This window comes from Bradyrhizobium sp. GW821-FHT12B03, from assembly GCF_058807535.1.
The window spans coordinates 71,047-85,652 of the sequence record NZ_JBXAQU010000025.1 but is presented as its reverse complement, the minus strand read 5'-3'; the positions used below and the strand labels follow the sequence as shown (position 1 = coordinate 85,652).

Annotated in this window: 10 protein-coding genes and 1 tRNA gene; 3 read left to right on the top strand and 8 right to left on the bottom strand. The window is 57.6% G+C overall.

The window, feature by feature from the left end:
- Positions 1-33: 33 nt before the first annotated feature.
- Complete coding sequence (locus AC1RUR_RS34180; protein WP_492852300.1) at positions 34-246, bottom strand: hypothetical protein; 213 nt, start codon at positions 244-246, stop codon at positions 34-36.
- A 318-nt stretch (positions 247-564) separates the two neighbouring features.
- Between AC1RUR_RS34180 and AC1RUR_RS34175 the strand changes: the two genes are divergently transcribed.
- Positions 565-639 (top strand) — tRNA-Thr (locus AC1RUR_RS34175).
- Positions 640-645: 6 nt separating this feature from the next.
- Here the strand turns inward: AC1RUR_RS34175 and AC1RUR_RS34170 are convergent.
- The 3 genes from AC1RUR_RS34170 to AC1RUR_RS34160 form a co-directional block, all read right to left on the bottom strand.
- Positions 646-918, bottom strand: a complete 273-nt coding sequence (locus AC1RUR_RS34170; RefSeq protein ID WP_492852298.1) for a DUF4238 domain-containing protein — start codon at positions 916-918, stop codon at positions 646-648.
- A gap of 521 nt (positions 919-1,439) precedes the next feature.
- The gene (locus AC1RUR_RS34165; RefSeq protein ID WP_492852296.1) at positions 1,440-3,617 is read right to left on the bottom strand and encodes an MORN repeat-containing protein; all 2,178 of its coding nucleotides are present in this window, start codon (positions 3,615-3,617) and stop codon (positions 1,440-1,442) included.
- Positions 3,618-3,730: 113 nt separating this feature from the next.
- Positions 3,731-7,867: a toll/interleukin-1 receptor domain-containing protein gene (locus AC1RUR_RS34160; RefSeq protein WP_492852294.1), complete on the bottom strand. Its 4,137-nt coding sequence runs from the start codon at positions 7,865-7,867 to the stop codon at positions 3,731-3,733.
- Positions 7,868-8,324: 457 nt separating this feature from the next.
- On the opposite strand from AC1RUR_RS34160, the gene amrB reads away from it, so the two are divergent.
- On the top strand, positions 8,325-9,872 hold the full coding sequence (amrB, locus tag AC1RUR_RS34155; protein ID WP_492852292.1) for an AmmeMemoRadiSam system protein B: 1,548 nt from the start codon (positions 8,325-8,327) through the stop codon (positions 9,870-9,872).
- Between the two features lie 1,089 nt (positions 9,873-10,961).
- Here the strand turns inward: amrB and AC1RUR_RS34150 are convergent.
- From AC1RUR_RS34150 to AC1RUR_RS34135, 4 genes are all read right to left on the bottom strand, one after another.
- Positions 10,962-11,438, bottom strand: a complete 477-nt coding sequence (locus tag AC1RUR_RS34150; protein ID WP_492852290.1) for a Crp/Fnr family transcriptional regulator — start codon at positions 11,436-11,438, stop codon at positions 10,962-10,964.
- 181 nt (positions 11,439-11,619) lie between these two features.
- Complete coding sequence (locus AC1RUR_RS34145) at positions 11,620-12,258, bottom strand: ferric reductase-like transmembrane domain-containing protein (RefSeq protein ID WP_492852288.1); 639 nt, start codon at positions 12,256-12,258, stop codon at positions 11,620-11,622.
- A gap of 12 nt (positions 12,259-12,270) precedes the next feature.
- The gene (locus AC1RUR_RS34140; RefSeq protein ID WP_492852286.1) at positions 12,271-12,759 is read right to left on the bottom strand and encodes a peptidase associated/transthyretin-like domain-containing protein; all 489 of its coding nucleotides are present in this window, start codon (positions 12,757-12,759) and stop codon (positions 12,271-12,273) included.
- A 157-nt stretch (positions 12,760-12,916) separates the two neighbouring features.
- Positions 12,917-13,339, bottom strand: coding sequence for an MgtC/SapB family protein (locus tag AC1RUR_RS34135; RefSeq protein ID WP_492852284.1), 423 nt, complete (start codon positions 13,337-13,339; stop codon positions 12,917-12,919).
- Between the two features lie 199 nt (positions 13,340-13,538).
- Between AC1RUR_RS34135 and AC1RUR_RS34130 the strand changes: the two genes are divergently transcribed.
- Entirely contained in the window at positions 13,539-14,546 is a 1,008-nt protein-coding gene (locus AC1RUR_RS34130) for an LLM class flavin-dependent oxidoreductase (protein ID WP_492852282.1), read from the top strand.
- The last annotated feature ends 60 nt before the right edge of the window (positions 14,547-14,606 follow it).

Sequence of the window (14,606 nt, the reverse complement as noted above, 5' to 3'; positions counted from 1 at the left end):
CGTCCATGCACTCCAAATTCCAGTCGCCGGTCTTCAATCGCCAGTCTTGCCCGCGGTCCCCTCATCTAGGGAAGCATCGTCGTTCTGCGAGGGGTCGGTGCTTGCGGCGCGTTCGCGCGCCTGCAGCTTCCGCCGCTTCAGGTTTTCGCGCAGCGCCGATTTCAGCCGGTCGTCCCGGGACGCCCGGCCCTGTTTCGAATCCTGCTTCGCGTCCTGCCTCGTGCGCTTGTCGTTCTCGTCAGCCATCACCGGTCCATTGCAGCGGTCGGCGATAACATGCCCGATGAACGTGGCAGCTCAAGAGGCCCGCGCGATCCGATCGTGCGAAACTTCAAAATGAGGCGAATCCGCTAGCCCGGCCAACTGGCCAGTCGGGCGGGGATATCGAAACCCGAATCGACCGAAAGTCCGCCGTTTCGAGCCAAAACGGGCATTTTGGCCCCGATATCGGCCCGATTTTCTCGTTTTGACGGAGCTAGCAAGCTTGCACAGGAGGGGGGCTTGTGGCAGATATCGGCCCGCTTGGTAGGCCCCTGTGGCGGCCGATTCTAGATCCCAGCACATGCTGCCGTAGCTCAGTGGTAGAGCACTCCATTGGTAATGGAGAGGTCGACAGTTCAATCCTGTCTGGCAGCACCAGCCATCCTATTGGATGCATTGATTTTCTTGAAATTTCGGTCCTGAGTGCCACACGAGCTCGCTTTCGAAGTGGGACATCTCATTCTCAAAAGTGTCGGGATCGTAGCCTTCGACCTCAATGGTGTTGAAGTCCCGCTGGGCCGCCACATTGTCGATGCCAGTCCTGAACATCTTCCGACGCTCGCGATCGAATACGGTGAGCTGCGGGATCTTCTTGTGCGATACCGAGAATGACCTCAGATAGCACTGGGGCACGTAATGATGTTTTCGTGCCGTCATGGCACGCGCTCCAATCGAATCGCTGATTGAAAATTAGCACTCTGGCGCGTCCTACGTGCCGCAGTATTTGGCCATCGCCTGCTACTACGCCGCGGGACCGTGGCCGCAAATAATTGCCTTCGTCCAACGACTAGGCAATCCAATCTTCGGAGGGAAAATGCTCCCAAGCTATCTTCCCTCTGCCCACCTCATAGGTAAATGCAAGATCCACATCTTGCAATTCCAAACCAAAGTCGATCTCGCTTAGTAGCGAAAGGGAAGCGTTGAAGAACTCGTATGGCATAGTGCAGGCCCGCCACAGCAAGTGAAAATAGCCCGACTCAACGCCTAGCGGGCCGTGATACGCGCCGTTACTAGAACGCACGGAAATAGGCTCAACTAGTCCCTCCACAGCCCGCCCTATTGAGGCGACCATATGCCGAGCGCCCGGGCATCGTTAGGACGCATTAAATCACGTTCCATCGATGCCAACTTCGTTCGTTGAGGTTGCGAACGCAATGTGCTTTGAGACGGAGGCAAATCTAGTTCCCAGCAAAGGTGAAAACAAGAACGTCGTCGCGATATTCCGAGATCTTGCATGTAGCATCTACCAGTGGAGCCCTTCCGTTCAAGGTCACAGTGCGCTGGTCGCTCGAAACAGTTCCGTTCACATCATACGATTGCGGCCCACAGGACCTTGTAAATATGTATGCAGTACCTGAGTACGAATTGTTAGACTTCTTACCTTCGAACAAGGTGGTTCCTTTTTCTACGCCTAGTGTCTTTAGCGCCGGCCTCGGCACTTCATAAACAAATAGGCGATTATTTCCATCTCCGGTAAGTCGCACCGTTGACCCATTGTGGTTCCACAGCGTCGGCGCCCTTAAATCTTCCAAGTTGATCACTCGTCCATCGCCTGATCTGTCTTCTATACCGGGTGGGACGTATAAGAGTAGATTGATCGGTCGCGAATAGATTTCGCGTCCGTCGGCAAGCTGTAGAACTACGCTGAAGGCATGGCTGGACGATTTCGCTGCAGAGAGGACAACGGAAAACCTGTTCGTCTGACCGACAGGTACATTGCGTTGAAATGAGATGGGCAGCCGATAATTGGATTGGTCAAGTCGGAAGTTGAGTGGCTTGGACGCTATTGCATCGCGCATCGACATCTCGGCACACGCGCCGGGGTCATAAACATGTCCGAGCGGCACTCTAACAGCAAATGGCGACGATCGGTCGCGTACACGCCCCTGACTATCTCTCCATGTGTAGTCGAGTGTCCCGGCAGCGACTATGAAGATCTCGCTCAAACTCAATCCGATGCGGGACGCAAGCGGTCCGAACAGTCCAGTGGCTCGGACCTCCTGCAGACATTGAGCAGCCTTTCGCGAGGCACACACAAAGTCAACCTTCCTTCCTAAGCCTTGCGTGTTAACGCCAGCCGATTGCAGCTCGGGCGTCAAGTCAATGCCGAGAGGATCCCTACCTATGCGACCGATCCGCTTTGTAAACGATGGCCCCCCGCCGGTCCTACTGGAGTCGGTCAACGAAAAGCGCACAACCGGATCATCCGCAGTGCCCCAACCAAAGTTCTCCGCTCGGAAGACAGGGTTGAATTGGTAGCCACAGTTGCTGTTTGGCGGAATTTCATGCCGTAATTGAATGGCCGGCTGTAGGTCCGTAATGCTCGATTCAATTGCGAGATAGCTGCCTGATATGGCAATCGGCGCTGCAGATCGATTCTCCACCTCCAAAACCAAAACTAGTGGAAACATTTGGTCTTTAGAGAGATTAAGGACGCCCGTGGAATTTTCCTCTCCCTCCGCCAACTGTATCTCGCCGTTGCGCTTCCACATGTCCATCAAGCGCTCGTCATCGGGTTGAATGACCAACCGAGCGCCATCACTTGAGGTCGCATATGTTAGGTCGCCATCTCGCATTTTTGTTCTGTCTACGGAGATTTTGATCTGGATGTCCTTGGTGACGTTAGTGATAGGCCCGCTCAACTGAGCAAACCTTACCGATCGCGACTCCTGCAGCTCTTTCCCCATGATCCAGTTCGATCGATAACTATTGCCGTTCGGTAGCGTAGTATTTCCGAAACCGTGTCTTTTTCCGTCAATAAACTCACCATCGAAAATTTCACCCGTGACATCTATGTAGCGCCCGCGACCGCTAACTCTTCCTTGATGCAAATTACCGCTATACTCGGCCCCGCCCGACCACCGCAAAGTGCCGAAGCCATCGATCACGCCATTCTTCCATTCTCCCTTGTAAACCGTTCCGCTGAATTCCGAGTAGGCACCTCGGCCATTTGGTCGTCCATTCGCCATTAGGCCGCGATACTCGGCGAAGATCGAAGTTCGGTCGTATGTCGGCGCCCCTTTGAAACGCCAAATTAAACGCCCAGCTCCATTGACCTTGCCTTCAGCATCATTGACGAGCGAGTCAGGGGTCCAGGAAAAGTCCAAATTCTGAGACGGCACAGCGTCCCACACTTCATAAGTCCGACGCACGAGAGCATTTTGCGTTGGATCGAAAACAAGCTGTGTCCTAATCCGCCAAATGCCAGTTTCTGTGCTGGGGGAGGCGATGATCTGGGGCACAGCGAGAACGTCGTCTTCGTTCATGCTGAATGCGGGATCGACTATTCCGGGAAATAACATGCAGGTACTGATGCCCACACCAAAACATTTCTCGATGAACTTCATCGGATTCATGTTGCACCTCACAAAAGCTGCAATAGCAGGAAAAACTACAGGTGAAAGACGCTCTCCCGTTTTGAACGCTGGCTCTTCCAAGCAGTGACCGCGCGTGAGGCGGCAAGGGCAAATCATCGGAAAGTTCGAGTAGATACGCTCTCAATCCTGTTGCGCCAGCGGTCTGGATCGATGTTGATAATCCGAGCTGCCGGGGCGTTCGTAGCTAGGACAATTCGGCTTTGCGAAACCCAATCTATCCAGCTGAACGTTTCCTTCTCGCCACCGCGAGCGCCGCCAATGATGGCGCGTGGCGCCGCGATTGAAAGATATTGTTTCGCGCCGTCCGCGTTAATCATCCAAACGTAAAGACGCTGATCACCGAGTGCCGCAAGCTTAGTTCCGTCCGGGCTAAACGCCACGGCTGTTATTCCGCTCGCTTCGGTAGGTAACGTCTGCCAGATTACGCGTTTGGATAAGTCATAAATTGTCACAGAACGATTTCCGCTAGAAGCGGCCAGGAAACGACCATCGCGACTAACGGACAGACTACCTATCGCTGTCTTATCATCAACCTGAGCGCTGCGCATTGGCGCACTCGGCAGCCGCGTTTTCAAATCCCAGATCGTAATATCGCCTCCGACGGAGGAGACGAGGATAGAGCTGCTCTTAGGTATGGCTTGAACGCCGAGCATCTCTTGGGAGCGTTCCTTCTTTCCCAGAATGATCGGAGAAACGTCAGGAGACTGGGGGTCGAATAACACGACGCCATCCCCCATAAGAGACACGGCGATCATCTTGTCGCTATCAGCCCACGAGATCCTGTAGCCAGCACGTGAAACTGGAATTCTGATGGCTGACGGCCCCCCTTCGGGAGATATCACATCAACTGTGTTACCGCGAATAGAAGCTAATTTGTCTAACTTGCTCCATGCCATATTCCCAATTTCATGGAGGTCGTTAGGAGCCTTGATAGACTGGGAGAAAGCACCCTTTTTGGTGTCCCACAATTCGATTGTGCCGTCTAATGCGCCCCCTGCAACCCATCGCAGGCTAGGTGAAACAGCAATCGTGCGTATAGAGCTGAAGTTGTCTCCGTAAAGGATCGAGGTCACTTGTGTGCTCTGGCCCAAGCCCCAAATCCTAACAGAACCATCTGTTGAACTAGTCGCAAGCTCGTCTCCCGATGGAGCAATGCTCAATTGCGTAATAGTGTTACGATGGCCTACAAAGCGCATCACAGGCTTAAACGGCATGTTAGACGGTGGGTTCTTATCCTGCCTCAGAAAACAGACTACCGATCCATTGCAGACAAATGCGAGCCCATTATCCGCCGGACTGAACATGATCGCCGTTACAGGTTGCTCCCCGAATTTCTCTTGGACGACGACTCGGGCATCCCCCGCAGACATGTCGAGGACGACCACCTCTCCGTTCAATGTACCAAGAGCTAACCAATCGCTCTGCTCGGCCCATGCCAGTGCATTAATCGGCGCATCGAACTCCCGACGACCGCCTACTTGATGGCCATCACGATCGTAGATCGTCAAACCAGTGCGATCTCCAACAGCAATACGGCTCTCGTCCCGATTGATTGCCACCGCGCGCCCAACGACAGGAGCATTTGCTCCGAGTTTGAGCGACTGACAGGTGCTCATGGACGCATGCCATTCGCAAGTATAACCAACGATTGTATCGTCCGTGGTGGCTATCGCGATTAAGTTGCCACTGCGGCCAATGGACACCGCGTGCTGCGCTGGCCGAACCGATATCGCTGGCACTCGGGGCGCCCATTGAACACTAGGAGCGCGCCCTTGATGCACAGAGAGCGACCCTTCGTCGAAAACTTCGACGGTCTTGTCGCCGATCTGCCTTAAAGCGCGCACTGCCGCGCGATTGCCATCCTGTTGCGTACGAGTGATGTGCGCCAACGGAACATCCGATAACGGCGACCCAGGACCAGCTGCCTGGAAAGTCTTCAGACGGCCTGATCTAGTCGCGACCTCAACGCGATTGCGGTCTATCCAATGCACCGCTTCGCCACTTTCAGCACCTAGCTCGAATGTGGCCCTGAGATGCGGCGAGATTTCCAGTAGCGACTGAAGCAGCGCTGATCGGGTTGCGGGGGTTGCAGCCAATTCGAATGCCCGGGCCGCATGTTCGACCGCCGCTTCGGCATTGTTGTTATTCAGATCAAGCTGCGACTCCGCAACGAGTAGCGATGCCTTAACCTCGATTTGCGCTGCAAGAGTACGCTGCCATTGGTGGAGGAACAAGATCGCAAACAGCGCAAAGACGGCCGCGCTCGTCCAGGCGATGACCTGCGCGCTCCGACGTTGGCGAGTCTCACGGGCGCGGCACGCATTGATGTAAGCTATGCCATCTGGTTCAAGACGCTTACGGAAATCCTTACGGCGAATAAGTCTCTCGGCAGCGCTAAGCCGGTCTGCTCGGTGATCCAACCAGCCCGACTGCCGCTCGTTGCGAATCCATTCGCCTGCTGATCGTTCAACCGAGTCGATGCCCCTTAGATCGTCAGCCGCCTCGCTTAGCCAGACAACTAACGGCGGCCATTGACGCAGGAGGCTCTCATGCGCGATCTCAACTACTTCGTTAGCTGCACGGCGATCTCGCACGAGAAGTCGCTTCTCGACAAGCCGGTCTACCATTGACCGCGATGCACCCTCGAAGTCTTGTAACAAAGCGATCCGACGCAACGGCGCGCCCGTTTCGGCGTCGACTCGCGCAAGCCAAGGAACGAAGGTCGCACGCAAACAGGCCATCTGGTCTTCGGGAGACGTGGGAATGGCCGGGGCGTTACTGGGTTTTGCTAACGCCTCCTTGACTGCTTCCCTGATGGAGCCGGCAATGCCGCCCATCAACGAGTATTGTTCAGAGGTGAGCTTACCGCCCGCGCCAAAGCCTATATACAACTTGAATAACGTGAATGCGAGCAGAGGGAGCGCATCAGCGCCGCGTGCATCCTCCACCAGCTCATCCGCCAGGGCTGCATTGATCGCGATTTTCCGCCCACGCTGAGTTAGGAGGGAAACAGGCTTGACGATCACATCACGGTATGACGTTCTCGGCAGAGGCAACAATACCAGCGACTTTGGCGTCTCAAGTGTGTGCGCAACCATTGTTTCGAACAATCGCGCCGAGTTATCGGCCCGGACTGTCAGCAATGCGAGCACTTCGGGAACCTTACCTCGGCCGTTCATCAATCCAGCAAGAAGAAGCAGAAAGCGCTGGCTTTCGGCTTCATTCTCGGTCGAGAGCAACTCTTCAGCCTGATCGATTGCAAGGACTACAGCCGGTGGCGAAGCCGCTGAGTCTCCAACAAGAAGCCTTTCATGCGCGTGCTCTGCAGCGGTCGAGAGTAGCTTAATAAACGCGCTGAGGCTCTTCTCTACGTCGCTGCCCATAAGGGACGCCGCGATGTCACCGGGATTGATATTGGAGCCGGGGCGAGACAGGTACCTCGCGAATTTTTGGCTAATCCCTTCGGGGCCCGTGACGACCCCCTGCGCGGGGCGCAGAATTGCCATCGGCGCGAAATCAACATCACGAAGAAGTCGGGGCCAGAGGCCCGCGCGTAGATACGACGACTTGCCTGCACCGGAGGCCGCCTGGATCGCGAGCACCTTGGGGCTGCCCCTTCGACGGAGGACCCGAAACTCATCCAGACCCTTCAAGATATCGGCGTCCCGCCCGAAGAATATCGCAGCGTCGTCTTCCGAAAATGCACGTAGACCCGGAAATGGCTCGGCATCTGGATTCCGATCTGGAGGCCAAGGAAAGCTTTCTGGACTAATGCCTATCTTGTCCAGGTAGCTTTTAACCTTTGCGAGCGCGTCACCATTGAAATGAACGAGATGACGACTGCCTCGATGGTCCACCGTTTCAAGGTGAGATTTTGGAGGAGCCGACAGATCGACGATCTGCCGGTCTCGATAAAAGTCAAAGCGACGATCGCTGATCGTTAGATCCCGCAAGATAACGACTATGATGACTTTGCCGAAGTCCTCGGCCTTTCGCACCTCCGCTAAACACTCTGGAGACAGCAACGAGTCAGGCGACGCCAATAAAATGACAGCTTCGCATCGCGTGTGCGCTCGGCTCAGAGCATCCTTCCAACGTTCACCCGCTCCGATGTCCTCGACATCAAGAAAGACCTCTTCCTGCGGCCAGCCGTTCGCATTCAGCCACTGCTTGAACGCGATGGCCCATATATTGTCTTTCCCAGAATGGCTGATAAACAGGCGCGACAAAGAAAACCCCGTAGCCCTTACTCAGCCCAAAAATCCTACATACGTATCGACTTTTATACAACTAGAGATTTTGCTCGCGATTGCTAACATCGCAAGGGGTTAGACGGACAAGCTAGCCGGGGCATAGCAGCGCGTTTGCCCTGCGGGATGCTTGGGGCTCGTTTCCCGAAGGCAGCTAGACAATAGCACGGGGGCCCTTCTGAGTTTTCTTGCCGTTGAGAAGCAACTGTGAGAGTCGAAAATGAAAGTAATCGCTCGCACTCCATCGCGGCTGAGCAATTCGTGGGGATCAATTGCGTCACTGAGGCTGTGGTGCTTTATCTCAAGCCTAGCTGCATTGGTTTTAATTATCTTGGGATCAAATAGTGTGGCAGCAGCTCGCGAGCGGCCGTTCGCATCTATGTACTCGGACCCAAGACCGTTCTTGAAGGCGCTAAAGCGAGAGCATCGGGCGCCCATGATTTCGGCTGTGACTGGCATTTCTGTCCCACATCACTTGCTCGCCGCAGATCTAATCGTGCGCGGGTTCAAGGCCGCATCTAAAAACTACTATGACAGAATCATCATCATCTCGCCTGATCACTTCCGTTCGAGCAGGCGTCCGCTTGCAAGTACAACCCGCGACATCGATACGCTCTTTGGCGTCATGACAAACGACCGGATGGCCTCCAAGTCGCTACTTGATGTAGATACATTGTTCGATGATGCCGATCTGTTCGCCAGGGAACATGGCATTGCTACAATCGCACCATTTGTTCGACACTTCTTTCCTAGAGCAAAAGTTGTGCCGATCGTGATTTCAGTTGATGCGACGCGCTCGGAGCTCGATCAAGCCTTTATTTTGATCATGAGGCTGATTGGTCGCTATACCCTTGTGGTTCAGTCCACCGACTATTCGCACTATCTAAGTGCCGACTTGGCTCAAAGACGGGACCAAGAAACTCTAAACATGATCGCTGCGAATAGCATCGAAGGGATACAAGCCTTGATGCAGTCGGATCACCTCGACTCCAAAGCATCTCAGTACTTGCAAATGCGACTGCAATCCGAGGTACACAGGAGCTATGCAACGGTCGTTGCAAGTCGCAATGCAGCGGAATATGGCCCTATAGGCTCGAAGACGACAAGTTACATCGTGTCTGTCTATTCAAGGCGCCCTCCGTCTGGCGCCGACCTCCAGTATTCAGATCAGAACATTTTCTTTTTTGCAGGCGACACCTTTATCGGCCGCTGGTTCACGGCTGCGCTTGCAGATAGACACGTGCAGAAGGCAATCGTCCGTGCCGTTCAAAGCGTAACCGGAGCGGCGCCGCTGATCGTCAACTTGGAAGGAGTGATACTGGACGAGCCGCCCGAGGGAACTCGAGAAGCCCAACATGTAATGCACGCAAGCCTCGCAATTCCCTTGCTCAAGGCACTGAATGTAAAGGCAGCAGGACTTGCCAACAATCACAGCTTTGACCTGGGCCCGATTGGTAACGATGAATCACGGAGAATATTGAAGAGATCGGGCATCGAGCCGTTTGGTCACAACGAAATTATCGATCTAGGGTCATTCCGTGTAGTCGGGCTGAACTTCATTGGAAAACGAGACTACCGCGACTATCCGGTTGCTAAAAAGGGCGACACCAATAGACTTTGCGAAAGTAGCGCACGGCCACCGTTAATCGCTTTTACCCACTGGGGAGAGGAGTACAGCAATATTGCTCAAAAGGAGGAGTATGAAGCAGCGGGTGCCATGGAAGAATGCGGTGTAAGCGCAGTCATTGGAGCTCATTCGCACAAGGCTTCGTCTGACATCGAGGCAATGTGGGGGGGCAAAATTCAACTAACCTATTCTCTCGGCAATTTCCTGTTTGATCAGAGAGCCGATCGAAGTTCTGGCGCGTTACTCGAACTGCGCGTTTTTCGGCAGGGAACCTTTTCCACGCGCCTGATCCAAGTCCCAAACCTGTTTGATTTTGGAACAGAGCTGCTGCGAGGCGGCTCGTCCCGCCTGAACTAGTCTCCATGTGTCCCTTGAACCTGCAGGCTCGGCCCGACACCTTCACTGCTTTGTGCAAACTGCGGAGGCCACGGTTATGGCCGTTACTGTTAGAGTGCTGCGCCCGCCATTTGTCGTCCCAGTTGTGCCGAAGAAACCGCCTACAGAATGAGAGCGGCAATCGTTTGCAGCGCCGGCGCATTGTGTACTGGATGATTGCGCCGAGTATGGTAATGTCGTCCATAACGCCACCCACAAGTGCCACACAAAAACGCATAGCGGGACCGAAAACTATAGTAAGATCAATACTCAATAGGATTGTTGTTACAGTTCAATCCTGTCTGGCAGCACCATTCCCCTGAGGTCAAATCACGCACAGATCAGCATTCTCGCGGCATCAAACGCCCGAGGTATGCTTGTTTCCGTAGCCCTCCTCCGTGAAGAGGGCGCAGGGAAGACCGGGTGCCGGCTGGCACCCGCGGTCCGCTGCGCGAAAGCACACGCAGGAAGAACCGCACAGCAGCATACAGGTGTAGCCAATCACTCGGCCTTCCCTGCGCAGTGGGTTGACGGCTTATGCCGCGCTCTCCCCGGCGACGAGTTCCTTCTTGTCACCGTCGCCTTGCGAATTGACGATGCGCCGAGACCCGGTTGAGCCCCGATCCATCTCCGCAAGGCTTGACCGTAGCAACGACGGCCAGGACCACACGATTTTGCCGTACGCAGCTCATCCGGCTTCGCCGAACTTGAGCGCCGTTCGTCCGCACGCTAGCCAAGACCTCACGAGGTTCATCTCGCCCTGGTCCCGGCTTCGCGTGCCCGGCACTGCCGCGTCCACCGCACCCCGGCCCACGTTCGTTGCGACGTACGATCGCCCCTCTCCCTGGGTCGGGATGGCGGAAATATGCCGCAATTCCGAATTTCGGTAAAGTGGAATATTTTTGCGGGTGGGGATTGACGGGTTTTGGCGGGAGACGGGTGTTTTGCCCGACGGGTCAGCTTTACATCGGCAGTTCGTAGGATGGGTAGAGCGAAGCGAAACCCATCAAGGCCCAGCTCGACGACGAAGCATGATGGGTTTCGCAAGTGCTCTACCCATCCTACGCACTATCACTTGTCTTCGCCGACCTGATGTCCGGTCAAGCGCTCATCCGCCCGGCGCAGGCGCCGGCAAAGCTCGCGGTTGATGTTCTGCAGGACGATCACATAGGCATGGATGTCAGCCTTGTAGCAGGCATAGAGCTTCTGGGCCGTCAGCTCATACAGCACCGTCGGCGCCTCCGCGACCACCGTGGCGGAGCGGTTCTGCATTTCAATCAGCGTCATCTCGCCGAAGAAGTCACCAGGCTCCAGAACGGAAATCGGGATGACGCTGCCTGCGATCGCCCGCTTGCTCACCGCGAGGCGACCGGATTTGACGATGAACATCGAGCGTCCCGGATCGCCTTCCGCGACGACGGTCGCGCCGGCATCGAAGCGGCACTCGACCAGCATCGAGATCAGGAGATCGAGACTCGCGTCCGGCAGGCCGCCGAAGAACGGCGTCGCGAGCAGGAACGCTTTCATGTCGGGGGCACTGGCAACCATCGCGTGAGAATAATCTCCATCGCGATCTGCGGCAAGCGGAGCAGATATCGGCGCTGACGGCGCCGAGCTGTTCGAACAAAACGGTCAGCGAAAGTTTCGTAGGATGGGTTGAGCACTTGCGAAACCCATCGCGCTTTGATCTTCGCGGAAGCATGATGGGTTTCGCTTCGCTCTACCCATCCTACGCGCTGCCGGGCTCACTGCCGCGCAGCGCCCTTCGCTTTCGCCACACCTGCAGGTCCAGCATGGCTTTCACGGTTGCCGCAAGGACAGCTGCGCACAGCGCCGCCTTCGAGATCGTCTCCATCGTGCCCTCGATCAGCAGGCAATGGACCACGCTGCCGACGACGATGACGATGGCCAGCGGCATGTGAACGAAGCGCCAGGTTCGCGGTCGCAGTCCCAACCGCCGGCGCAGCAGAGCCAGAATCGCAACGGCGAAGATCGCCCACATCGCGGTCACGCCAAAGGGGGAGAACGGCGTCGGCGAGGCGAAGGTCATGGCGTCGATCATGTCGGGCGGGCTGGTGATCCAGAGGCCGGCGACGTGGATCACGATCGCTGCGACCAGCGCGCCGCCGATCCAGTGATGGGCGCGCCGGCCGCGATACGCCGAAAAGCCCGGCAGATATCCACCGATCAGCAGGGGCTGCACCAGCACGAGACCGAGGGCAATGATCCCGGCGAATCCGGCGAGGATGTAGACCGCACCGCGCCATGCGAGCTGCTCGCTTGTTGCAGCAAGCGCGATCGGCACGCCGATGGCCAAGGCAAGGGTGACCCAGATCAGGATCGCCCGCGCCAATCTCCACCCCGTCATGCGTGGGCCCGGTCAGGCCGGCTGCAGGACGAAGTGCGCCTCCAGGCTGGTTTCCTTTGCGCTCCGCATCACCGGCCGCAGGAAGACGGTCTTGAAGTCACCGCTGTCATAGGCGAGGTGACCATGCGGCTGGCCGAAGATCGGAATGATCTGCGGCATCTCGAGCCGGAACTTGCCGTCCTTGTCGGTGAGCGTGGCACCATGGCTCTGCGGCTCGTGCTCCTGCCCTTCGACCGTGTGCGCCCAGATCTGGATGCGCTGGCCGGCGAGCGGCGCGCCGTCGCCGGCGCGGCGCACCGTGCCGCTCATCCAGAAGCCGCCCTTGCCGATCCGCTCCACGATCACGGCGCCCTTGCGGTAATTGTTCGCCCCGCCCGACATCGACTCGGTCGGTGCGAGGCCATCCGCTCGGGCGGGCAAGAGCAAGCCGGAAGCTCCGGCCGCGAGGATCGAGCCGCCGGCGACAAGGAGGCTGCGGCGGTTGAGTACGACCGGGGTCATGTTCAGTTCCTCCTGGCGACCGTTCCGTGGCCCCTGGACAGTCTACAACAACAAGCACCACACGCCCAATCGAGTCGAAGGGCGCACCAAGTCGCAATAACGGCGTTGTGAACGAAGGCACAGGCCGCTTACACGACGCCGTCGACGAACCATGCCGTCAGTGATCGTCCTCTTCCTTGACCAGCGTCAGCAGGCGAAGCGTCAGGAACGTGAACACCGCGATGGTCACCGCGACATCGTAGGCACCGAGCCCGACGGAGACGCCGATGGCGCCGGTCGCCCACAGGCTCGCGGCGGTCGCGGTGCCCTGCACCGAATTTCCCTGTTTGAGGATCGCACCCCCACCGATGAAGCCGATGCCGGTGATGAGCCCCTCGATCACCTTGGCCATGCCGTCGGGCGAATGCACCAGGAGGCTTTCGCTGGCCTGCACGAAGCCGCAGCTTGCCAGCGCAACCAGCGGAAAGGTCCGCAGGCCCGCGCTTCGAGCTCGCTTCTCGCGGTCCCATCCGATCGGGACCGCGAGTGCGAACGCAGCCGCCAGCGCGACGAAATGTACGCCGATATTGAATCTGTCCAAGGCAAGTCCTCGAAACGAAAGCCATGCGATCAAACCAGCCGGCAACGCCGCAACGCCGCGCGAGGTTTCAGGACCGGCGGATTTGCCGCACGCATCGGTACGGCGATGGATTCGCCTCCGCCTTCCGCTGGCATTCCCACGGCCGGCTCCTACATGTGAAGCTGCTTTCCGATCGCATGCTCCATCCGGACCCCCACCCATGATCCCCTTCTCCGTGCTCGACCTCGCGCCCATCCGGCAAGGCGGCGACGCCGCGCAGGCGTTTCGCAATTCGCTCGATCTCGCCCGGCATGCGGAAGGCTGGGGCTACAAGCGGTTCTGGCTGGCCGAGCATCACAACATGACGGGGATCGCGAGCGCCGCGACCTCCGTGGTGATCGCGCACATCGCGGGCGGCACCAAGACGATCCGCGTCGGGTCAGGCGGGATCATGCTGCCGAACCATTCGCCGCTGGTCATCGCCGAGCAGTTCGGCACGCTGGAGTCGCTCTATCCCGGGCGGATCGATCTCGGGCTCGGGCGGGCGCCGGGCACCGACCAGTTCACCGCACGGGCGCTGCGGCGCGACCTCGCCACCACGTCCGAGAATTTTCCGCATGACGTGCTGGAATTGCAGGCGCTGCTCGGCGATATCAAGCCGAACCAGACGATCCGCGCCGTGCCCGGCATGGGGACGCATGTGCCGCTGTGGATCCTGGGATCGAGCACGTTTGGCGCGCAGCTTGCGGCGATGCTGGGCCTGCCCTTCGCGTTCGCCTCGCATTTCGCGCCGCAGATGATGATGCCGGCACTGCGCGAGTATCGCGCGCGCTTCGAGCCCTCGGCGCAGCTCGACAAGCCCTATGCGATGGTCGGCGTCAACGTCTTCGCGGCCGACAGCGACGCCGAAGCGCAGCGCATGTTCTCCTCGCTGCAGCAGCAGTTCATCAATTTGCGCCGCGGCACGCCCGGCCCGCTGCCGCCGCCGGTCGACGACATGGATGCGCTGTGGTCGCCGGCCGAGAAGGCCATGGTCGGCCAATCGCTGTCCTGCTCGGCGGTCGGCTCGCCCGAAGTGGTGGAACGGAAACTGAAGGCGCTGATCGCCGAGACCGGCGCGGACGAGCTGATGACCACGGGCCAGATCTACGACCACACCGCGCGGCTGCGCTCGTTCGAGATCGCGGCCGGGGTAAGGGATCGGCTGGCGGTGCAGCCGGGGATGTGAGGCGGAGGCGGCGTGGCCAGCAGATCGATTATGGCTTGAACATGCTTCCATAATCCATCC

Coding starts and splice junctions, on each gene's coding strand:
- AC1RUR_RS34180 (WP_492852300.1), bottom strand. CDS start 246: ATGGCTGACGAGAACGACAAGCGCACGAGGCAGGACGCGAAGCAGGAT.
- AC1RUR_RS34170 (WP_492852298.1), bottom strand. CDS start 918: ATGACGGCACGAAAACATCATTACGTGCCCCAGTGCTATCTGAGGTCA.
- AC1RUR_RS34165 (WP_492852296.1), bottom strand. CDS start 3,617: ATGAATCCGATGAAGTTCATCGAGAAATGTTTTGGTGTGGGCATCAGT.
- amrB (WP_492852292.1), top strand. CDS start 8,325: ATGATTTCGGCTGTGACTGGCATTTCTGTCCCACATCACTTGCTCGCC.
- AC1RUR_RS34150 (WP_492852290.1), bottom strand. CDS start 11,438: ATGGTTGCCAGTGCCCCCGACATGAAAGCGTTCCTGCTCGCGACGCCG.
- AC1RUR_RS34145 (WP_492852288.1), bottom strand. CDS start 12,258: ATGACGGGGTGGAGATTGGCGCGGGCGATCCTGATCTGGGTCACCCTT.
- AC1RUR_RS34140 (WP_492852286.1), bottom strand. CDS start 12,759: ATGACCCCGGTCGTACTCAACCGCCGCAGCCTCCTTGTCGCCGGCGGC.
- AC1RUR_RS34130 (WP_492852282.1), top strand. CDS start 13,539: ATGATCCCCTTCTCCGTGCTCGACCTCGCGCCCATCCGGCAAGGCGGC.